Raw genomic sequence first — 21,426 nt, 5'->3', positions numbered from 1 at the left:
GCCGCGTGCTCGGGTTCCCGTTCAGCATGGGCGACCGTCTCACCATGGCGATGCCTCCCGCCGTGATGGGCAAGGACATGCCGCTGAGCGGCATGTTCGACTCCGCGCACCCGCGCTACAAGGAGGCCAGCGAGTTCCGGGCCCTGATCGAGACCGATCCCGAGGCGAAGACCGTCTTCGATCGTGCGCTGGGCCTGGAGGGGCTGAAGCGACAGTGGGGCGTGCACGCCGCGGGTGTGATCATGTCCTCGCACCCCCTGCTCGACATCATCCCGATCATGAAGCGCGAGCAGGACGGCCAGATCGTCACGCAGTTCGACTACCCGTCGTGTGAATCGCTCGGCCTGATCAAGATGGACTTCCTGGGGTTGCGCAACCTCACGATCATCTCCGACGCGCTCGACAACATCCGCACGAACAGGGGGGAGGAGCTCGACCTCGAGCACCTCGCGCTGGACGACCGCCCTGTGTACGATCTGCTGGCCCGTGGTGACACGCTCGGCGTGTTCCAGCTCGACAGCCCGCCGCTGCGCTCCCTCATGCGCCTGATGAAGCCGGACAACTTCGGTGACATCTCGGCATTGATCGCGCTCTACCGGCCGGGCCCCATGGGTGCCAACTCGCACACCAACTACGCACTGCGCAAGAACGGGCTGCAGGAGATCACGCCGATCCACCCGGAGCTGGAGGAACCGCTCAAGGACATCCTGCAGGAGTCCTACGGCCTGATCATCTATCAGGAGCAGGTCATGGCCATCGCGCAGAAGGTCGCCGGGTTCAGCCTCGGCCAGGCGGACATCCTGCGGCGCGCCATGGGCAAGAAGAAGAAGTCGGAGCTGGACAAGCAGTACGAGGGCTTCTCCGGCGGCATGAAGGAGCGCGGTTACGGCGAAGGCGCCATCAAGGCGCTGTGGGACATCCTGCTCCCGTTCTCGGACTACGCGTTCAACAAAGCCCACTCGGCCGCATACGGGCTGGTCTCGTACTGGACCGCCTACCTCAAAGCGCACTATCCGGCCGAGTACATGGCCGCGCTGCTGACCAGCGTCGGCGACTCGAAGGACAAGATGGCGCTGTATCTCAACGAGTGCCGCCGGATGGGCATCAAGGTGCTCCCGCCCGATGTGTCCGAGTCCATCAACTTCTTCGCCGCCGTCGGCGAGGACATCCGCTTCGGCCTCGGCGCCGTCCGCAACGTGGGTGGGAACGTCGTCGAGGGGATCATTCAGGCCCGCAAGGAGGAGAAGTTCACGTCCTTCCACGACTTCCTGGGCAAGGTGCCGCTGCACGTGGCGAACAAGCGCACCGTGGAGTCGCTGATCAAGGCCGGCGCGTTCGACTCGATGGGTGACACCCGTCGTGCCCTGCTCGAGATCCACGAGGACGCCGTCGAGGCGGCCGTCGACCGCAAGCGGAACGAGGCGCAGGGCGCGATCGGGTTCGACTTCGACAGCCTCTACGACGACATGGAGGAGGCGGCGCCCGCGAAGGTGCCGGAGCGGCCCGAGTGGACGAAGAAGGACAAGCTCGCGTTCGAGCGCGAGATGCTGGGCCTGTACGTCTCCGATCACCCGCTGGCCGGGCTCGAGATGCCGCTGGCCAAGCACGCGTCGATCTCCATCCATGACCTGCTCACGTCGGAGGACCTGCAGGACGGCGATCAGGTTACGGTCGCGGGTCTGGTCACGAGCGTGCAGCACCGCGTCGCCAAGGCCAGCGGCAACCCGTACGGCATGATCACCGTCGAGGACTTCAACGGCGAGGTGACGGTCATGTTCATGGGCAAGACCTACACCGAGTACCAGCACGTGCTGCAGCAGGACGCGATCCTCGCGGTGCGTGGACGGGTCTCGCGTCGCGATGACGGGCTGAACCTGCACGCGCAGTCGGCGTTCGCACCCGACGTCGGCTCCTTCGACGCGGCGGGGCCGTTGTCGCTCCAGGTCGCCGAGCAGCGCGCCACCGAGCGGACCATGATCGACCTCGCGGAGGTGCTCCGCCGCCACGCCGGCGAGACCGAGGTGCTCCTCCGCGTGCATCGCGGCGGATCGGCGAAGGTGTTCGAGGTCCCGATGCCGGTGACCGTCTCCGCCGACCTGTTCGGCGACCTGAAGTCGCTGCTCGGCCCGACCTGCCTGGGCTGAGCAGCGGTCATGCGATGACACCGCTCCCAGCTTCCCCCGGCAGGTCTGGGTAGGATCGTGACTCGCGTGGGGACGCGACCACGACGAAAGGATCGCTCGATGAGCACCGAACACATCGGCACCGGGCCCGAAGACGTGACCGGCGGGAGCCCGTCGGACTCCGAGGGAGAGCAGCGGAGCACGGGAGCCGCGGCCGCAGACCGGGATCCGGTGGCGGCTGAGCCCGCCTCCGAGGACGATGACGCGGTCTACTACGAGGAGCAGGTGGAGCCGGAGTACGGCATCCTCGGCTTCACGCTCCGAGAGCTCATCATCGTCGGCGCCTGGGTCCTGGTCTTCGTCGTGTCCTTCTTCCCGGTGTTCGGCGGTGGCGGATCGGTGTGGACCCGCGGCATCGACTGGATCCTCACGATCGGCCTGCCCACGGCCGCCGTCTTCCTGATCGCCCTTCGCCGCTTCTCGCCCGAGGGGATCCGACGCGTGGGGTCGCTCGGCATCGACCAGTTCGCCTCCGTCGCATCCTCTGTCGCAGCGGTCGCCTGGGCCCAGCTGCTCTGGCTGCAGTCAGCGGCGAGCGTCGACTCGGGCGCGTTCCTGGTCGGCTGGGTCCCGATCGTGGCGCAGCTGGCCACGCTGGCCTTGGTCGCGGCCACCGTCGCGGCGCCCCTGATCCCGCGCCTGCGCGACGACTTCGAAGGCCGGATGGAGACGCTCGCGCATCGCAACGCCAATCCCGTGCGCCCCGTGATCACCCGGCCGCGTCCTGCGGCCGTCGCTGCGCCGGCTGCGTCAGGCACGGATGCCGATGCCCAGGCGGAGCCGATCATCGAGACGGATCTCGTCATCGAGGACGACGCCGATGCCACGCGCGTCATCGAGGTGCTGCCGACCGCAGCGGCGCCCGTGACGGCGGAGCCTGCGATCGTCCACGAGGACCCGGACGAGGTCTTCTCGCCAGCTTCCGGCGCCGAGCCGTCCCCGGAGGCGGACGCCGAGCTCGCACCGGCGCCGCCGGCCGACCCGGAGCCGCGTCAGCTCGACACCGCCTACACCGACCCGATCGGGGCACTGCACGAGATCTTCGCCGCGAACGAGACCGCGGAGGAGACGGTGGCCGAGGACACGACCGCCGAGGACACGAACGGTGAGGGCGACTTCGCGGAGAACACGACCGCGGTGCTCCCCGCGGTGGGGTCGTCCTCGGACGAGCCGGCCGTCGAGACCGAGGCTCCGCTGCGGCGCACCCGCAACGAGCAGGCGAGGGCCGCGGAGCACGAGACGCAGCCGTTCTGGATCCTCGCCCAGTCCGAGCGCGACGTGCTCGACGAGCACGGGCATCCGCTGTTCCGGATCGGACCCGCGGCGTGGACTCTCGTGATCGAGGACCGTGGCGGCGCCTACGTCGTACGACACGACGACGGCCGGATCGGATACCTCCACGACCTCGCAGACATCACGAAGGGCTGACATCGTGCGCACCATCGACCTCCGCGGGAAGAGCTTCTCTCCCGCGGACCTTCTCGCCGCCGTCCCGCGCGCCACTCAGGCGCGCGCCGAGGCCCTCGCCGCCGCCACGCAGATCGTCGAGGACGTGCGCTCCGGGGGAGAGGCAGCGCTGCGCGATCAGGCCGAGCGCTTCGATCGCGTGACCGGGCACGCCATCCGCGTCCCCGCCGAGCACCTCGCCGAGGCCCTGGCCTCCGTCGACCCCGAGGTGCGGGCCGCGCTGGAGACCGCGATCGAGCGAGTCCGGCGCGGATCGGCCGCCCAGGTTCCCGCGCCGCAGACCACCGACATCGGGCCGGGGGCGCGCATCACGCAGCGCTGGCAGCCGATCACCCGGGCCGGTGTGTACATCCCGGGCGGCAAGGCGCCGCTCGCCTCCAGTGTCGTCATGAACGTCGTGCCCGCCCAGGTCGCCGGCGTCACGAGCATCGCGCTCGCGTCGCCCCCGCAGGCGGGGCACGACGGGCGCGTGCACCCGACGATCCTCGCGGCCGCCGCCCTGCTGGAGGTCGACGAGGTCTACGCGATCGGCGGCGCCGGGGCCATCGGCGCCCTCGCCTACGGCGTCCCCGAGCTCGGTCTCGACCCCGTGGACGTCGTGACCGGCCCCGGCAACAACTACGTCGCCTCGGCCAAGCGCGCCGTCGCGGGCGTCGTCGGAACCGACTCCGAGGCGGGTGCCACGGAGATCCTCATCGTCGCGGACGAGGACGCGGATGCCGATCTCGTCGCGGCCGACCTCATCAGCCAGGCCGAGCACGACGAGCAGGCCTCCGCCGTTCTCGTGACCGACTCCGCCGCCCTCGCCGAGCGCGTCGCCGAGCGGGTCGCCGCGCGTGCGGAGGCCACACGCCACGCTGAGCGGGTGGCCGCGGCCCTGAGCGGACCGCAGTCCGCGATCGTTCTCGTCGACGACCGCCGGATGGCGGAGTCGTTCAGCAACGCCTACGCCCCCGAGCACCTCGAACTGCACCTGGCCGATGCTGCCGAGGCCGCGAGCCGGTTCACCAGCGCCGGCGCCGTCTTCGTCGGGGCGCAGACGCCGGTCAGCCTCGGAGACTACATGGCCGGGAGCAACCACGTCCTGCCGACCGGGGGACAGGCGCGGTACGCGTCGGGGCTGGGCGCCTACACCTTCCTCCGTCCGCAGCAGGTGATCGAGTACGACCACGATGCGCTCGCGCGGGTCCGCTCCGGAGTCGTCGCGCTCGCGGACGCCGAGATCCTGCCCGCGCACGGCGAGGCCGTCGAGGCGCGATTCGCCGGGGCGTCCGGCGCGGAGCGCGCCGAGTAGGCTGGAGCATCATGCACTGCCCCTTCTGCCGGCATCCGGACTCCCGCGTCATCGACTCGCGCACGAGCGATGACGGTCTGTCGATCCGTCGTCGGCGGCAGTGCCCGGAATGCGGAGGCCGCTTCTCGACGACCGAGACCGCGAGCCTCGTGGTGATCAAGCGCTCCGGTGTCATGGAGGCGTTCAGCCGGGACAAGGTGATCTCCGGCGTGCGCAAGGCCTGTCAGGGGCGCCCTGTGACTGAGGCCGACCTCGCCGTTCTCGCGCAGAAGGTCGAGGAGGCCATCCGCCAGACCGGAGTGTCGCAACTGGAGACGAACGAGATCGGGCTGTCGATCCTCGGGCCGCTGCGCGAGCTCGACGAGGTCGCCTACCTGCGATTCGCCAGCGTGTACCAGGAGTTCGACTCGCTGGAGGACTTCGAGCGCTCCATCAGCGAGCTGCGCGCCGATCACGCCAAGGCGGGGACGGACGCCGCGGACCGGTAATCTGGCAGGGATGTATCCGCTGCTCTTCCGCCACGTCCTGTCGCGCTTCGATCCGGAGTTCGCGCACCACGCCGCCATGGCGGTCATCCGCGTGCTCGGCGTCCCGCCGTTCTCCTGGGCGACCCGCGCGCTGACAGCGCCGTCGCCGGAGCAGCAGGTGCACGCGCTCGGCCTGACGTTCCCCTCACCGTTCGGCGTGGCAGCCGGCTTCGACAAGAACGTCGTCGGCGTGCGCGGCCTGGACGCGCTGGGCTTCGGCCACATCGAGGTCGGCACGGTGACGGCGATCCCGCAGGACGGGAATCCGAAGCCGCGGCTGTTCCGCCTCGTGCCGGACCGCGCGGTCGTCAACCGGATGGGGTTCAACAACAACGGCGCGGAGGCCGCGGAGGCGCGACTGACCAAGCTCCGCCGTCGCGCCCCGCGTGCGGTGATCGGCGTGAACATCGGCAAGAGCCGCGTGGTCGCCGTCGAGGACGCGATCGCCGACTACGTGGCATCCGCCACACGCCTGGCACCGCTCGCCGACTACCTCGCCGTCAACGTCTCCTCCCCGAACACGCCCGGACTGCGCGGCCTGCAGGCCGTGGAGACCCTCGCGCCGCTGCTGCGCGCGGTCAAGGAAGCCGCGGGCGCGACGCCCCTGCTGGTGAAGATCGCGCCCGACCTGCCCGACGAGGAGATCGCGGCCATCGCACGGCTCGCCGTCGACGAGGGACTCGCCGGCATCATCTCGCACAACACCACGATCTCCCGCGAAGGGCTGCGCACCGATCCGGCCGTCGTCGAGGCGGCCGGAGCCGGTGGACTCTCCGGAGCGCCCCTGAAGGAGCGCTCGCTCGAGGTCCTCGCGGTCGTCAAGGCCGCCGTCCCCGCGGACTTCTGCGTGATCGCGGTCGGCGGCGTGGAGACGGCGGACGACGTGCAGAAGCGGCTGGATGCCGGTGCGACCCTCGTGCAGGGCTACACCGCGTTCCTCTACCGTGGTCCGTTCTGGGCGCGCCAGATCAACAGAGGCCTGCGCCGCTGAGCGGCACAGGCCTCGGGTGAGAGCTCTTCGCGTCAGGCGGGGTACTGACCGCGCTTGACCTGCGGCTTGGGCAGGCGCATAAAGCGCATCTGCAGGGCGCGCATCGCGGCGTACCAGCCCAGGCCCTTCTCCCGGCGCGAGGCGCCGAACTTGTCGGCGGCCTTCTTCTTCACGCGGATGCTGAGCAGCACCATGTCGCCGATGGCGAGGAGCATGTAGCCCCAGAGCGCGACCATGGCCCACAGCTGCACGTCGGCGATCGGGGTGAGGTTCAGCAGGATGACCACCAGCATGGCGGCCATCAACCACTCGGAGATGTGCCAGCCGGCGTCGACGTAGTCGCGCACCCAGCGGCGCTGCGGGCCCTTGTCGCGAGCGGGGAGGTACTTGTCGTCGCCCTGCTCCATCCCGATGCGGGCCTTCTCGCGACGCGCCTGCAGGTCGGCCTTCGCGGCAGCCCTGGCCTCCTTGGTGTTCGCGACGAGGGGGCGGCGGTTCGCCGCCTCGCGCTCGGCGCGCGTCGGCGTCGCGCGGCCCTTGCCCACAGTGGGCGTCTCGGGTGCGTCGTCGTTGGCGGCGGGGGTGGCGTTGGGCACGTTCGACCTCAGTTCGGAATCGGGTTCACCTTAAGATTACTCGCATGACCTCGTCCTCATCGTCGGCTTCGCCGGCATCCGAATCCGCCGTCCTCGAGGCGGTAGCCCTCGGCATCCCCGCCGCACTCTCCGACCTCGGGAACCTCGTGCGCATCCCCGGCATCGCCTGGCCGGCCTTCGACCAGACCCAGCTGGAGCGCAGCGCGGCTGCGATCGCCGAGCTCGCGCGCGCGACCGGCGTCTTCGATGACGTGCAGGTGCTTCGCGCCCACGTCGACGACACCGAGGAGCTCGGCCAGCCGGCCGTGCTGGCCACTCGCGCCGCACGCAACGGCAAGCCCACCATCCTGCTCTACGCCCACCACGACGTGCAGCCCCCCGGGGCGGACGAGCTCTGGGACACGCCTCCGTTCGAGCCGACCGTGCGCGACGGACGCCTGTACGGGCGCGGCGCCGCCGACGACAAGGCCGGAATCATGGCGCACATCGCCTCGCTGCGTGCGGTGGCCGAGGTGCTCGGCGACGACCTGGAGCTGGGCGTCGCGCTGTTCATCGAGGGGGAGGAGGAGTACGGCTCCCGCTCCTTCGCCCGCTTCCTGCGCGACAACGCCGACGCCCTGCGTGCGGACGCCATCGTCGTTGCCGACTCCGGGAACCTGGACTCCGAGACGCCGGGCCTGACGGTCTCGCTGCGCGGCAACGCGCGGTTCACGCTGCGCGTGCGCACGCTCGAGCACGCCTCGCACTCCGGCATGTTCGGCGGAGCCGTGCCGGATGCCATGATGGCGGCCGTCACGCTGCTGTCCACGCTGTGGGATGCCGACGGCGCCGTGGCCGTGGAGGGGATGACCGCCCGGGAGGGGGAGACCCCCGCCTACAGCGAGACGACGCTGCGCGATGAGACGGGCCTGCTCCCCGGCGTCTCCCCGGTCGGACGCGACGACATCCTCGGCCGGATCTGGAACAAGCCCTCGATCACGATCACCGGCATCGACGCGACGAGCGTCGCTCAGGCGTCGAACACGCTGCTGCCCGAGGTGAGCGTGGTCATCAGCGCCCGCGTCGCACCCGGGCAGGACGCGAAGGACGCCTACGCGGCGATCGAGGCGCATCTGCGCGCGCACGCGCCGTTCGGCGCCGAGCTGACCTTCACGGACGTCGACCTGGGCGACGGATTCCTCGTCGACACCTCGGGCTGGGCGGTCGAGCTCACCCGCGGGGCGATGGCCGCCGGCTACGGCAAGGACGCCGTCGATCTGGGCGTGGGCGGCTCCATCCCGTTCATCGCCGACCTCGTCCGGGAGTTCCCCGAGGCGCAGATCCTCGTCACGGGCGTCGAGGACCCGCACGCCCGCGCGCACAGCCCGAACGAGTCGCTGCACCTGGAGACGTTCCGCAACGCGGTGCGCACCGAGGCGCTGCTCCTGACCCGCATGAACAGCCGCTCCGCGGCATCCTGACGGCACCGGCGCGTGCGCGGGGCAGGCCCTCCGTGCACGCGCCGGCGGTAGGATCGAGCGTGAGCAGCCGTCCGTGCTGCACGTCTGCAAGGAGTGACATGAGCGACATCACGCTGACCGAAGAGACCACCGCCGCCCACAGCGTCTCGCTGACGGATGCGGCCGCGCAGAAGGTCAAGAGCCTGCTCGAGCAGGAGGGCCGCGACGACCTGCGTCTGCGCGTCGCCGTGCAGCCCGGCGGATGCTCCGGCCTGATCTACCAGCTCTACTTCGACGAGCGGTTCCTCGAGGGCGACGAGACCGTCGACTTCGACGGCGTCGAGGTCATCGTCGACAACATGAGCGTCCCGTACCTCGAGGGCGCCTCGATCGACTTCAAGGACACCATCTCGGAGCAGGGGTTCACCATCGACAACCCCAACGCGGCGGGCTCCTGCGCCTGCGGCGACAGCTTCCACTGAACGGTCGCCAACCTGCGTGGTTGGCGTGAATCGCATGTGAGCTTGCTCTAGACTTGAGAGAGCTCCTGTCCGAGATCTGAAAGGTGCATCGTGCCCTCGAAACGCCGCCTTCGTTGGGCCGCACTCCCCCTGGGAGTAGCGGTTGCCGTGGCCCTGGCAGGATGTTCTGCCGCTCAAACCCACGGATTCCTTCCCGGATTCGTGGAGGGCGCGAAGTCGGCCACCAACCAGACCGACCGGGTCGGCGGGCTCTGGGTGACCTCATGGGTCATCCTGCTGATCGTCGGCATCGTCACGTGGGGCCTGATGGCCTGGGCGCTGGTCATGTACCGCCGCCGCGCCGGCCAGACCGGACTGCCGGTTCAGCTGCGCTACAACATGCCGATCGAGATCCTCTACACGGTGATCCCGCTGATCCTGATCCTGGGCATGTTCTTCTTCACCGCGAAGGACCAGGCCGAGATCGAGCGCCCCTGGGCCAAGCCCGATGTGGAGATCACCGCGATCGCCAAGCAGTGGGCGTGGGACTTCCAGTACGACGGTGAGGAGAAGGACAACTCCGACGCCGTCTGGACGATGGGCGTCCAGGCCGATGCCGACGCGAACGGCGACATCGATCGCGCCAAACTGCCGACGCTGGTCCTGCCCGTCGACAAGAAGGTGGCGATCGATCTCCAGTCGCGCGACGTCGTCCACTCCTTCTGGATCATCGACTTCCTCTACAAGAAGGACATGTTCATCGGGAAGGACAACAGCTGGTCGTTCATCCCGACGCGCATCGGCGAGTACGACGGCAAGTGCGCCGAGCTCTGCGGCGAGTACCACTCGATGATGCTGTTCAACGTCAAGGTCGTGTCGCAGGCCGACTACGACGCGTATCTGCAGACCCTTCGCGATGAGGGCAACACGGGCGACATCACCGACGCCTACGACCGCCTCGACAATCTTCCGGGCACCGGTGCTCCGAGCACGGGCGAAGAGGAAGGGAAGTAAGTCATGACCACGACAGCTGAACCCAACATGCTGCAGGGCGCGCGCCCCGCGACGATCCCGCCGCGCCAGGCCGCGCTGCTGGCGTCCACGCGCGTGGAGCAGAAGGGCAACATCGTCGTCAAGTGGATCACCTCCACCGACCACAAGACCATCGGGTACATGTACCTGATCTCCTCGGTGCTGTTCTTCCTCCTCGGCGGCGTGATGGCGCTCATCATCCGTGCCGAGCTGTTCGCGCCCGGCATGCAGATCGTGCCGACGAAGGAGCAGTACAACCAGCTGTTCACGATGCACGGCACGATCATGCTGCTGATGTTCGCTACGCCGCTGTTCGCCGGATTCGCGAACGCGATCCTCCCGCTGCAGCTCGGTGCTCCCGACGTCGCGTTCCCGCGTCTGAACGCCTTCGCGTTCTGGCTCTTCCTGTTCGGCTCGACGATCGCGGTCGCCGGCTTCCTCACCCCGCAGGGTGCGGCCGCCTTCGGCTGGTTCGCCTACCAGCCGCTCGCCAGTGCCACGTTCTCGCCCGGTGCGGGTGGCAACCTGTGGATGCTGGGCCTCGGAATGTCCGGTTTCGGCACGATCCTCGGTGCGGTGAACTTCATCACGACCGTCATCACGATGCGCGCACCGGGCATGACGATGTGGCGCATGCCGGTCTTCTCATGGAACACCCTGATCACGAGCCTGCTGATCCTGATGGCCTTCCCCGTGCTGGCCGCTGCGATCCTGGCCGCCGGCGCCGACCGCGTGCTGGGCTCTCACGTCTACGACCCCGCCAACGGCGGCGTCCTGCTCTGGCAGCACCTGTTCTGGTTCTTCGGCCACCCCGAGGTGTACATCATCGCGCTGCCGTTCTTCGGCATCGTCTCGGAGATCTTCCCCGTGTTCAGCCGCAAGCCGATCTTCGGATACAAGACGCTGGTCTACGCGACGATCTCGATCGCGGCCCTGTCCGTGGCCGTGTGGGCGCACCACATGTACGTCACCGGCGGCGTGCTCCTGCCGTTCTTCTCGCTGATGACGATGCTCATCGCGGTGCCGACGGGCGTGAAGATCTTCAACTGGATCGGCACGATGTGGCGAGGGTCGATCACCTTCGAGACGCCGATGGTGTTCTCGCTGGGCTTCCTCGTGTCCTTCGTCTTCGGTGGACTCACCGGCGTGATCCTGGCATCGCCGCCGCTGGACTTCCACCTCAGTGACACGTACTTCGTCGTCGCGCACTTCCACTACGTGATTTTCGGCACCGTCGTGTTCGCCATGTTCGCCGGCTTCTACTTCTGGTGGCCGAAGTGGACGGGCCGGATGCTGAACGAGCGACTCGGCTACATCCACTTCTGGATGCTGTTCATCGGCTTCCACATGACCTTCCTCGTGCAGCACTGGCTGGGCGTCGACGGCATGCCGCGCCGGTACGCCGACTACTCCACGTACGACGGCTGGGAGTGGGGCAACCAGGTCTCCACCATCGGTGCGATCATCCTGGGCGCCTCGATGCTGCCGTTCTTCCTGAACGTCTGGATCACCGCGCGCAAGGCGCCGAAGGTCACCGTGGACGACCCGTGGGGCTACGGCGCATCGCTCGAGTGGGCGACGTCCTGCCCGCCGCCGCGCCACAACTTCACGTCGATCCCGCGCATCCGCAGCGAGCGGCCCGCCTTCGACCTGAACCACCCCGAGGCAGCCGAGCACCCGGTCGCCGCCGCAGCCGGAGAGGCGAAGTAACCCATGCGCAGCAACATCATCCTGTGGTGGATCATCGGAGTCTTCTTCCTGATCGTCGCGGGCGTCTACACGGGCTGGAGCCTGCTCGACGAGTACCACGGCAAGGTGGAGTGGGTCGGGACCGTCGCGCTGCTGTTCACTGCTTTCATGAGCGCCATGATCGCTGTGTACCTTCGCAAGACGTACAAGGCCCAGGGCGGCGAGCTGCCCGAGGACGTGCTCACGGCGGACATCGATGACGGTGATCCCGAGCTGGGCGAGTTCAGCCCGTGGTCCTGGTGGCCGCTGGTGCTCGCAGGCTCCGCCGGGGTCTTCATCGTCGGGCTGGCGGTCGGTCAATTCCTCCTCCCGATCGGCCTCGCCATCTTCGTGGTGGCCATCGTCGGCTGGGTGTACGAGTACTATCGCGGTCACTTCGCGCGCTGATCCTCCATCACACGCTGAGGGCCTCCCGGAACTTTCCGGGAGGCCCTCAGCGTTTCTGCTCGTGTGTGCTCAGGCCCGTGTGCGGACGCGGGGAACGCCGGTGAACGGGTCGACGGAACGGCGGTGCACGCCGTCGTGATCCTCGACGGGATAGCCCTCCCGCACCCAGTACTCGAATCCGCCGATCATCTCGCGCACCGCGTAGCCGAGCTTCGCGAACTCGAGTGCGCCCTTGGCCCCGGCATTGCATCCGGGGCTCCAGCAGTACACGACGACCTCCGACCCGGCGGGGATCTCCTTGGGTGCGCGCTCCGCGATCTCCCGGTAGTGCATGTGCACGGCGCCGGAGACGCGTCCCTGCGCCCATGCCTCGTCGGAGCGCACGTCGACCACCGTCACCTGCTCTCCGGCCTTCAGCGCGGCGTACAGGTCGCTCGCGTCGGTCTCGTGGGCGAGCTTGGCTTCGAAATAGGCGGTGCGGTCCATGAGGCTCAGACTACGCGGCCGCCTGCCGCGGCGATCTCAGATGACGGAGTCCGTGAGGGACGCTGTCATCTGCACGCGGCGGCCGTACTCGGGCAGGCCCAGGCGCTCCTCCACCGCCACGAGACCGCGCAGGGGCTCACTGTCGGGCTCGGTCTCGATGAAGCCGCAGGAGGCGTAGAACGGGGCGTTCCAGGGTACATCGGCGTAAGTGCGGAGCGTCATGTCGTCGTGTCCGCGCCGTGCCGCCTCGTCCATGGCCGCAAGCACCAGGATGCGTCCGATGCCGCGTCGCGCGTACCGGGGGAGGACCGACACCTGCTCCAGGTGGGCATGCCCGGCGAGGTCCAGGACGTGCACGAAGCCCGCCGGGGTGCCCTCGTGCTCGGCGATGAGCAGGAAGCCCGGCAGCGTGAGACGCTCGGCCGCGGCATCCGGGGCCGGCCAGTCCGTCGCCCGGAAGAGGGTGACGAGCAGCTGATCGGCCGCCTCCTCGATCTCCTCGATGCCGGCGGCATCCTCATCGACGGCGGGACGGATGCGAAGGGACATGTCCTCCAGCGTATCGAGGCGCCGACACGACTGAGGCCCCCGTCCATGGGACGGGGGCCTCAGCGGGGGAGTGGCGGTGTTACTCGCCGTCCTCCGACTTCTTCACTTCGTCGCGCTCCGCTTGCTCAGTACGGCGCTTGCGCGGCGCAGGATCCTTGGCGATCACGGAGCTCGGCGTGTTCGGCGTCTCGCCGACCGTCTCGTCCGGGGCCTCGATCTGGCTCTCGTCGGTCACACCCGCACGGGTGTGCGCACCGGCGATCTCCTCGGCCTCGATCTCGGCGTCGTGCGCGAGAGCGTGCTGCTGGTGCGCGTCGGCCTCCTCGATCTGAGCCTGGGTGAGCGGCTGCAGGCGGTCCTCGTAGAACCAGCGCGACAGGGAGGAGCGCAGGTTCTCGTGCCACGGGATGCGACCCTTGGCGTTGGGGCGCACGACGAGCGGCTGGTAGGTCTCGTAGTCCACGAGCTTCCAGCGGTCGTACACGTCCACCGGCTGGTGCACCTCGATGAACTCGCCGCCGGGAAGACGGACGATACGGCCCGACTCGTACCCGTGCAGGACGATCTCGCGGTCCTTCTTCTGCAGCGCGATGCAGATGCGCTTCGTGATGAAGTACCCGAGCACCGGGCCGACGATCAGCAGCGCCTGGAGCGTGTGGATCACACCCTCCATGGTCAGCATGAAGTGCGTCGCCATGAGGTCGGACGAGGCCGCAGCCCACAGGACCGAGTAGAAGATCATGCCTGCGACGCCGATCGCGGTGCGGGTGGCGGCGTTGCGCGGGCGGTCGGCGATGTGGTGCTCGCGCTTGTCGCCGGTGACCCACATCTCGATGAAGGGGTAGATGGCGACGACCACGATGAACAGGCCCAGGACCGCGACCGGGATCAGGATGCCCAGCGACAGCGTGAAGTCGCCCAGCGGCACGTCCAGGTGCGGGGGAGCCAGACGCAGCGCACCGTCGGCGAAGCCGATGTACCAGTCGGGCTGGGTGCCGGCGGAGACCGGCGACGGGTCGTACGGGCCGTAGTTCCAGATCGGGTTGATCTGGAAGAACGTCGCGATCAGCACGATCGTGCCGAACACGATGAACAGGAAGCCGCCCATCTTCGACATGTACACCGGCATCATCGGGTAGCCCACGACGTTGTCGTTCGAGCGGCCGGGACCGGCGAACTGGGTGTGCTTGTTGATGACCATGAGCATCAGGTGCAGCGCCACGAAGGCGATGACCAGCAGCGGCAGCAGCAGGATGTGCAGCGTGTACAGGCGGCCGACGATGTCGCTGCCCGGGAACTCGCCGCCGAAGATCAGGAACGAGGTCCAGGTGCCGATCAGCGGGATGCCCTTGATCATGCCGTCGATGATGCGGAGACCGTTGCCCGAGAGCAGGTCGTCGGGGAGCGAGTAGCCCGTGAAGCCCTCGGCCATGGCCAGGACGAACAGCACGAAGCCGATCACCCAGTTGAGCTCGCGGGGCTTGCGGAACGCGCCCGTGAAGAAGACGCGCAGCATGTGGATGCCGATGCCGGCCACGAAGACCAGAGCGGCCCAGTGGTGGATCTGCCGGACCAGCAGGCCGCCGCGCAGGTCGAACGAGATGTGCAGGGTCGACTCGAGGGCCGCCGACATCTCGATGCCGCGCATCGGCTCGTAGGCGCCCGTGTAGTGCGTGGGCACCATGGAGGCCTGGAAGAAGAACGTCAGGAACGTCCCCGAGAGGAAGACGACGACGAAGCTCCACAGCGCGATCTCGCCGAGCATGAAGGACCAGTGGTCGGGGAAGATCTTGCGACCGAGCTCCTTGACGAAGCCCGACAGGCTGGTGCGCTCATCGAGGTAGTTGGCGGTGCCGGCGAGGAAGCGGCCCCCGAGGGGCTTGTCGCGCGTCTCAGCGGGCTTGGTGTCCTCGTGAAGAGTTGCGGTGCTCAATGACGCTCCCAGAAGCTCGGGCCGACAGGTTCTTGGAAATCGCTCTGCGCGATGAGGTAGCCCTCGTCGTCGACGGCGATCGGCAGCTGCGGCAGCGGGCGCGAGGCCGGTCCGAAGATGACCTTCGCGTGATCGGTGACGTCGAACTGCGACTGGTGGCAGGGGCACAGCAGGTGGTGCGTCTGCTGCTCGTACAGCGCCACGGGGCAGCCGACGTGGGTGCAGACCTTGGAGTACGCGACGATTCCGTCGTACGACCAGGTCTTGCGGTCTTCGCTCTCGATAAGGTCCTCGGGACGCAGGCGCATGAGGAGGACGATGGCCTTGGCCTTCTCCTCCAGCAGCCCGCCCTCGTGACCCAGTTCGTTGAGCCCCTCGGGGATGACGTGCACGGCCGAGCCGAGCGTGACGTCCGCGGCGCGGATCGGGGTGCCCGCGGGGTCGTGGACCAGCCGCGTGCCCTTCTTCCACATGGTGTGCTTCAGCAGCGCCACCGGGTCTCCGGCGATCGGGTCCTCTTCGGTGTTGAACGGCGCGAGGCCGCGGAACAGCGTGACACCGGGGACGATCGAGGCGACCACTGCGGCGATCAGGGAGTTGCGGATCATCACGCGGCGTCCGAAACCGGACTCCTCGTTGGCGTCGGCGAACGCCTGCACGGCCGCCTCGCGAGTCGAGTCACGACCGCGGGTGGGATGACGGTGCTCGACGAACTCCTTGTCGCTCATCAGCGACTTGGACCAGTGGATCGCGCCGATGCCGATGCTCAGCAGCGCCAGGGCGATGCCGAGGCCGATGAACATGTTGTTGTAGCGCACGTCGATGAGCGCGCCGGACTCGATCGGGAACAGCATGTACGCGGCGACCGCCCAGATGCTGCCCGCCAGGGACAGGTAGAACAGCGTGTAGACGGTGCGAGCCGCAGTGCGCTCGATCTTCGGGTCCTTGTCCGTCATGCGCTGACGGTGCGGCGGCAGCCCCGGGTTCACTGCGGGGTCGCTGACTGCGACGCCCAGCCCCGGCGAGGGCTGGTAGGCCCTGTCCAGAGCCTGCGTGTCGTCGTCGTGTGCCATGGTGCTCCTCGTACGTGATTCGTCGATGAAAGTGCGTCAGTTGGACTTCGCCGTGATCCACACGGTGAGGGCGACGAGTGCGCCGATGCCGAAGATCCAGATGAACAGGCCCTCGGAGACGGGGCCGAGCGAGCCGAGCGTGAAGCCGCCGACCTGGACCTCGTTCTGCTGGAAGACGAGCGCGGCGATGATGTCGCGCTTGTCCTGGGTGCTCAGGTTCATGTCACCGAACACCGGCATGTTCTGCGGGCCCGTGACCATGGCGGCGTACATGTGCAGCGCGCTGGTCGAGGTCAGTGCCGGGGCGTACTTGCCCTCGGTGAGGGCGCCACCGGCTGCGGCGACGTTGTGGCACATCGCGCAGTTGACGCGGAAGAGCTCGGCGCCCTTGGCGAGGCTGACCTCGTCGGAGGAGTCGTCGGGGTTGGGCTTGCCCTCGGTGACCCAGCTGTCCGGGTAGGTGGGCCCGGGGGCGACGGACTGCACGTACGCGGCCACCGCACGGATCTGCGCCTCGGTGAACTGCGGGTGCTTCTGCGGAGCCTGCGGTCCCTGCATCTGCAGCGGCATCCGGCCGGTGGACATCTGGAACTCGACGGCGAGCTCGCCCACACCGACCAGGCTGGGGCCCTCCTTGGTGCCCTGCAGGTCCATGCCGTGGCAGGTCGCGCAGTTCGCCGTGAAGAGCTTCTGTCCGTCGGCCGCGGTCAGCTCCGTGGTGACGCTGGTCTGGGCATCCGTGGTCGATGCCATCGCGGCGGATGCGCCGGCGTACACGCCGCCCGTGAGCAGCAGACCGGCGCCGATGAGCGCGGCGGCTGCGAAGGGGCTGCGACGACCGCGCGAGCGGTGCTTCTTCTCTCGTGCCATTTCGAAAATCGCTCCGCTCTTACTTCAGGAAATAGATGACGAAGAACAGGACCACCCAGACGACGTCGACGAAGTGCCAGTAGTACGACACGACGATCGAGGAGGTCGCCTCCTTGTGGCGGAAGTTCTTCACCGCGTACGCGCGGCCGATCACGAGCACGAAGGCGATGAGACCGCCGGTGACGTGCAGGGCGTGGAAACCGGTCGTGAGGTAGAACGCGGAGGCGTACGAGTCGGCCTGGATCGGCATGCCCTCGGCGACGAGGGTGGCGTACTCCCAGACCTGGCCGCTCACGAAGATCGCGCCGAGGATGAAGGTGAGCCAGAACCACTCGACCATGCCCCAGCCGAAGAGGCGGCGGCGGCCGGCGGCGTTCACCTTGCCCTTGGCGACGTGGTAGGGCTGCAGGTCCTCCGCGGCGAACACGCCCATCTGGCAGGTGAACGACGAGATCACCAGGATGATCGTGTTCACGAGCGCGTACGGGACGTTGAGCTCCTCGGTGCGATGAGCCCAGAGCTCGGGCGAGGTGCTGCGCAGGGTGAAGTAGATCGCGAAGAGTCCCGCGAAGAACATCACCTCGCTGCCGAGCCAAACGATGGTGCCGACAGCGACCGGGTTGGGCCGCTTGATGGTTCTTGCCGCCGGGGCATGCGTCGCTGAGGTGGTCACGATCCCATTATGGCTGATTCGGCCCGACGATTCTTGCACCGCCATCGCCCGTTTCCCTGTTCGGAGCCTCTGGGCGACCTTCGAAGAGCCTGCGAATGTGCCTGGTCGCCGATGATTCCCGCAGGTCGCGGCGGAAGTTGCGACGCGTCATCTCGAATCGGCATCTCTTCGTGCCCGATTATGATCGCAGACATGCCCGACTCCCTCACCTGGCCCGATCTGCTCACCACGTTGCTCGAGAGGCGCGATCTGAGCGTCTGGGAGTCCACCTGGGCGATGCGTCAGGTCATGCAGGGCAAGGTCAGTCAGGCGCAGCTCGCCGGATTCCTGGTGGCGCTCCGCGCCAAGGGGGAGACGGTCGACGAGGTCGTGGGCTTCCGCGACGCGATCCTGGAGGCCGCCGTTCCGCTCCCGGTCTCCTCCGACGTGCTCGACATCGTCGGAACGGGCGGCGACAGGGTCGGCACCGTGAACGTGTCCACGACCGCCGCCGTGATCATTGGCGCCACCGGCGTCCCGGTCGTCAAGCACGGCAACCGCGCCGCGAGCTCGTCGTCGGGGTCCTCGGATGTGCTCGCCGCGCTCGGGCTGAACATCTCGCTGGATCCCGAGCAGGTGGCCTCCGTGCTCGACCGCACCGGCATCACGTTCGCGTGGGCCGCGGCGTTCCACCCCGGGTTCAAGCACGCGGGCGCCGTGCGCGCCGAGCTGGCCGTGCCGACCGTCTTCAACGTGCTCGGGCCGCTGTGCAACCCCGCTCGCGCCGAGGCCAACGCGGTGGGCGTCGCCAAGCTCAACCTCGTCCCTCTGATCACGGGCGTGTTCCGCACCCGCGGCGCGACCGCACTCGTGTTCCGCGGCGATGACGGCCTGGACGAGCTCACCACCACCGGCCACAGCAGGATCTGGGAGGTGGCGCGAGGGGACATCCACGAGCACGACCTGGACCCGCGCGATCTCGGCATCCCTCTGGCCGACCTGTCCGACCTGGTCGGCGGTGCTCCCGAGCACAACGCCCGCATCCTGCGGCGCACGCTCGAGGGCGAGAAGGGCGCCGTGCGCGACATCGTGCTGCTCAACGCGGCCGCGGGCATCGTCGCGTACGAGCTGTCCCACGACGCGGCGCTCACGCAGCAGCCGATCGTCGAGCGGCTGCGCGACGCGTACGCCCGCGCCGCCGAGGCCGTCGACGACGGCCGCGCGGCAGCCAAGCTGGAGACCTGGATCCAGGCCACTCGGGAGACCGCGCCCGCCTGACCGGGCGCAGCAGCATGGACGCCGTCGACGCTCTTCTCCAGATCGCCACGCTGCTGGAGCGCGAGCGCGCCTCGCGCTACCGGGCGAAGGCGTTCCGGCAGGCCGCGGCGGTGCTGGAGTCGCTGCCCGAGGACGTCGTGCACGATCCCGCGCGGCTGCGGGCGCAGAAGGGCATCGGCGATTCCACCTTCGAGGTGATCCGGCAGGCGCAGGAGGGACGCGTGCCCGACTATTTGTCCGAGCTCCGCGGCGAGGCCGAGCCCGAGCAGGTCTCCGCGCTGCGATCCCGACTGCGGGGCGACCTGCACAGTCACACCGACTGGTCGGACGGCACCACGCCCATCGAGACCATGGTCGCCGCCGCCCGGACGCTCGGTCACGAGTACCTCGCGATCACCGACCACTCGCCACGTCTGCGCGTGGCCAGGGGTCTGTCCGCCGAGCGGCTGCGCGAGCAGATCCCGCTGGTGCGCGCGCAGTCGGGTGAGGGGCTGACGGTGCTCGCGGGCATCGAGGTGGACATCCTCGAGGACGGCGGCCTCGACCAGTCGCCGGAGCTGCTGGACGAGCTGGACGTCGTGGTCGCCTCCGTGCACTCCAAGCTGAGGATGGAGGCGGCTCCCATGACGCGGCGGATGATCGCCGCGGTGTCCGACCCACGAGTGAACGTGCTCGGCCACTGCACGGGGCGTCTGGTGCAGGGCGAGCGCGGCACGAGGCCGGCATCCGACTTCGACGCGCGCGCCGTGTTCGCGGCGTGCGCGGAGAACGGCGTGGCGGTGGAGATCAACTCCCGTCCGGAACGGCAGGACCCGCCGGACGAGCTGATCGCGATCGCGCTGCAGGAGGGATGCCTGTTCTCGATCGACTCGGATGCGCACGCACCCGGTCAGCTCTCGCTGCTCGACCACGGCGCCGTGCGGGCGGAGTCGGCGGGCGTTCCCGCCGAGCGCATCGTCACGACCTGGGGACTGGAGCGGCTGCGCGCCTGGACCGGATGACGCCGGCTCGCCGGTGCCGACCGGCGACTCAGCGCGCCAGCGCCGCCAGAGCCCGGGTCATCGACGTCCCGAGGTTCCACTTCTCGGCCAGGGCGGCCGCGGCATCCGCTTCAGAAGGATCCAGCGCACGCAGCGGTGCGCCAGGTGCGACGACGTCCAGATCGCGCACGACCTCCACGACGGTCGGCGCGACGTCGAGGTAGTCGGATGCCGCGGCGAAGCGCGCCGACGCGGCCGCGCTGAGCAAGCCGCCCTCGGCGGCCTCGCGGATGCCCCGCAGATCGCCGTGCGCCTGCAGCAGCGTGGCGGCGGACTTCTCGCCCACGCCCTTCACGCCCGGCAGCCCGTCGGAGGCGTCGCCGCGCAGGGTGGCGAAGTCCGCGTACTGCGAGGGGAGCACCCCGTACTTGGCGACGACGACGGCATCCGTCACGATCTCGAGATTGCTCATCCCCCTGGCCGTGTAGATCACCCGCACGTCACGGGAGTCGTCGACGAGCTGGAACAGGTCGCGGTCGCCGGTGACGATGTCCACCGGGATGGCCGACCGGGTCACGAGCGTGCCGATCACGTCGTCGGCCTCGTGCTCGGCCGCGCCGATGATCGGGATGCCGATCGCCGCGAGCGTCTCGCGGATCAGCGGGACCTGCTGCAGCAGGGGATCGGGCACCTCCTCGACGTCGGGACCGGCCGGCACCTCCTCGACCACGCGGTGCGCCTTGTAGCTCGGGATGAGATCGACGCGCCATTGCGGCCGCCAGTCGTCGTCCCAGCATGCGATCACCTGGGCGGGCTCGTAGAGCGTCACCAGCTTGGCGACGATGTCGAGCAGGCCGCGCACGGCGTTCACCGATGTGCCGTCGGGCGCCTTCACCTTGTCGGGCACACCGTAGAAGGCGCGGAAGTAGAGGCTGGCGGTGTCGAGCAGCATGAGGCGATCGGTCACGCGACCAGCCTAGAGGCCGGCTCCGACAGGGGGAGCGGGACGTGGCCCGCATCTGATAACCTGGAGTGTCACTCGTGGCGAGCATCTGCGTGCCCTCGTGACACCGCAATCCCACATCCATTCGCTTCGGCACCATACTGGCACGTCGCCGGTGCCCGAGGCCTGACTCTCCATTCACAAGGACAACCCACTACATGACTAGCGCAACGACCGCCCCGGCCACCAAGCAGGTCGCGATCAACGACATCGGATCTGCCGAGGACTTCCTGGCCGCGGTCGAGAAGACCCTGAAGTTCTTCAACGACGGCGACATCATCGAGGGCACGATCGTCAAGATCGACCGCGATGAGGTTCTGCTCGACGTCGGCTACAAGACCGAGGGTGTCATCCCCTCGCGTGAGCTCTCCATCAAGCACGACGTCGACCCCAACGAGGTCGTCGCCGTCGGCGACAAGGTCGAGGCCCTCGTTCTCCAGAAGGAGGACAAGGAAGGCCGTCTGATCCTCTCCAAG

Annotated in this window: 21 protein-coding genes; 13 read left to right on the top strand and 8 right to left on the bottom strand. The window is 68.6% G+C overall.

The window, feature by feature from the left end; all coding sequences use genetic code 11:
• From dnaE to BGN97_RS16000, 5 genes are all read left to right on the top strand, one after another.
• A partial coding sequence (gene dnaE / locus BGN97_RS16020; protein ID WP_292703688.1) for a DNA polymerase III subunit alpha occupies positions 1-2,144 on the top strand: 2,144 nt, incomplete at its 5' end.
• Between the two features lie 99 nt (positions 2,145-2,243).
• Entirely contained in the window at positions 2,244-3,611 is a 1,368-nt protein-coding gene (locus BGN97_RS16015) for a hypothetical protein (protein WP_292703685.1), read from the top strand.
• Between the two features lies 1 nt (position 3,612).
• Complete coding sequence (hisD, locus tag BGN97_RS16010) at positions 3,613-4,944, top strand: histidinol dehydrogenase (protein ID WP_292703862.1); 1,332 nt, start codon at positions 3,613-3,615, stop codon at positions 4,942-4,944.
• An 11-nt stretch (positions 4,945-4,955) separates the two neighbouring features.
• Positions 4,956-5,432 (top strand): transcriptional regulator NrdR, encoded by a 477-nt coding sequence (nrdR, locus tag BGN97_RS16005; protein ID WP_285630141.1) that lies wholly within the window; start codon positions 4,956-4,958, stop codon positions 5,430-5,432.
• Positions 5,433-5,442: 10 nt separating this feature from the next.
• Positions 5,443-6,462, top strand: coding sequence for a quinone-dependent dihydroorotate dehydrogenase (locus BGN97_RS16000; RefSeq protein WP_292703683.1), 1,020 nt, complete (start codon positions 5,443-5,445; stop codon positions 6,460-6,462).
• A gap of 32 nt (positions 6,463-6,494) precedes the next feature.
• On the opposite strand, the gene BGN97_RS15995 is transcribed toward BGN97_RS16000, so the two are convergent.
• A complete protein-coding gene (locus tag BGN97_RS15995; protein ID WP_292703681.1) occupies positions 6,495-7,058 on the bottom strand; it encodes a DUF3043 domain-containing protein in 564 nt (187 codons plus the stop codon).
• Between the two features lie 44 nt (positions 7,059-7,102).
• Here BGN97_RS15995 and BGN97_RS15990 point away from each other — a divergent pair, with 44 nt between their 5' ends.
• The 5 genes from BGN97_RS15990 to BGN97_RS15970 all read left to right on the top strand — a co-directional run bounded on the left by BGN97_RS15990 (position 7,103) and on the right by BGN97_RS15970 (position 12,126).
• A complete protein-coding gene (locus BGN97_RS15990; protein ID WP_292703679.1) occupies positions 7,103-8,518 on the top strand; it encodes a dipeptidase in 1,416 nt (471 codons plus the stop codon).
• Positions 8,519-8,616: 98 nt separating this feature from the next.
• Complete coding sequence (gene erpA, locus BGN97_RS15985; RefSeq protein ID WP_285630150.1) at positions 8,617-8,979, top strand: iron-sulfur cluster insertion protein ErpA; 363 nt, start codon at positions 8,617-8,619, stop codon at positions 8,977-8,979.
• 90 nt (positions 8,980-9,069) lie between these two features.
• Positions 9,070-9,972 carry a cytochrome c oxidase subunit II gene (gene coxB, locus BGN97_RS15980; RefSeq protein ID WP_292703677.1) on the top strand — a complete coding sequence of 301 codons (903 nt, stop codon included), beginning with the start codon at positions 9,070-9,072 and terminating at the stop codon, positions 9,970-9,972.
• 3 nt (positions 9,973-9,975) lie between these two features.
• The gene (gene ctaD, locus BGN97_RS15975; protein WP_292703674.1) at positions 9,976-11,700 is read left to right on the top strand and encodes a cytochrome c oxidase subunit I; all 1,725 of its coding nucleotides are present in this window, start codon (positions 9,976-9,978) and stop codon (positions 11,698-11,700) included.
• Positions 11,701-11,703: 3 nt separating this feature from the next.
• Positions 11,704-12,126 carry a cytochrome c oxidase subunit 4 gene (locus BGN97_RS15970; protein WP_292703671.1) on the top strand — a complete coding sequence of 141 codons (423 nt, stop codon included), beginning with the start codon at positions 11,704-11,706 and terminating at the stop codon, positions 12,124-12,126.
• Positions 12,127-12,195: 69 nt separating this feature from the next.
• Here BGN97_RS15970 and BGN97_RS15965 read toward each other — a convergent pair whose 3' ends face one another.
• The 6 genes from BGN97_RS15965 to BGN97_RS15940 all read right to left on the bottom strand — a co-directional run bounded on the left by BGN97_RS15965 (position 12,196) and on the right by BGN97_RS15940 (position 17,755).
• Positions 12,196-12,612: a rhodanese-like domain-containing protein gene (locus tag BGN97_RS15965; protein ID WP_292703668.1), complete on the bottom strand. Its 417-nt coding sequence runs from the start codon at positions 12,610-12,612 to the stop codon at positions 12,196-12,198.
• A gap of 36 nt (positions 12,613-12,648) precedes the next feature.
• Positions 12,649-13,161 (bottom strand): GNAT family N-acetyltransferase, encoded by a 513-nt coding sequence (locus tag BGN97_RS15960; RefSeq protein WP_292703665.1) that lies wholly within the window; start codon positions 13,159-13,161, stop codon positions 12,649-12,651.
• 79 nt (positions 13,162-13,240) lie between these two features.
• Positions 13,241-15,094 (bottom strand): cytochrome bc complex cytochrome b subunit, encoded by a 1,854-nt coding sequence (locus BGN97_RS15955; RefSeq protein ID WP_292703662.1) that lies wholly within the window; start codon positions 15,092-15,094, stop codon positions 13,241-13,243.
• Complete coding sequence (locus BGN97_RS15950) at positions 15,091-16,167, bottom strand: Rieske 2Fe-2S domain-containing protein (RefSeq protein WP_292703658.1); 1,077 nt, start codon at positions 16,165-16,167, stop codon at positions 15,091-15,093. Before BGN97_RS15950 ends, BGN97_RS15955 begins: the two co-directional genes overlap by 4 nt.
• Positions 16,168-16,203: 36 nt before the next feature.
• Entirely contained in the window at positions 16,204-17,037 is an 834-nt protein-coding gene (locus tag BGN97_RS15945; RefSeq protein ID WP_292703655.1) for a c-type cytochrome, read from the bottom strand.
• A 19-nt stretch (positions 17,038-17,056) separates the two neighbouring features.
• Positions 17,057-17,755: a heme-copper oxidase subunit III gene (locus BGN97_RS15940; protein WP_292703652.1), complete on the bottom strand. Its 699-nt coding sequence runs from the start codon at positions 17,753-17,755 to the stop codon at positions 17,057-17,059.
• Between the two features lie 147 nt (positions 17,756-17,902).
• On the opposite strand from BGN97_RS15940, the gene trpD reads away from it, so the two are divergent.
• Positions 17,903-18,967, top strand: coding sequence for an anthranilate phosphoribosyltransferase (trpD, locus tag BGN97_RS15935; protein WP_292703649.1), 1,065 nt, complete (start codon positions 17,903-17,905; stop codon positions 18,965-18,967).
• Between the two features lie 14 nt (positions 18,968-18,981).
• Positions 18,982-19,968, top strand: coding sequence for a PHP domain-containing protein (locus BGN97_RS15930; protein ID WP_292703647.1), 987 nt, complete (start codon positions 18,982-18,984; stop codon positions 19,966-19,968).
• A gap of 28 nt (positions 19,969-19,996) precedes the next feature.
• Here BGN97_RS15930 and BGN97_RS15925 read toward each other — a convergent pair whose 3' ends face one another.
• Complete coding sequence (locus BGN97_RS15925; protein WP_292703644.1) at positions 19,997-20,914, bottom strand: 5'-3' exonuclease; 918 nt, start codon at positions 20,912-20,914, stop codon at positions 19,997-19,999.
• Between the two features lie 194 nt (positions 20,915-21,108).
• Between BGN97_RS15925 and BGN97_RS15920 the strand changes: the two genes are divergently transcribed.
• Positions 21,109-21,426: S1 RNA-binding domain-containing protein (locus BGN97_RS15920; RefSeq protein WP_292703641.1), on the top strand; the 318-nt coding region annotated here is incomplete at its 3' end.

It is taken from the genome of Microbacterium sp. 69-10 (genome assembly GCF_001897945.1).
In the GTDB taxonomy this organism is placed as follows: Bacteria; Actinomycetota; Actinomycetes; order Actinomycetales; family Microbacteriaceae; genus Microbacterium.
Note: the sequence above shows the minus strand (reverse complement) of the source record. Positions and strands in the feature narration are given on the sequence as shown.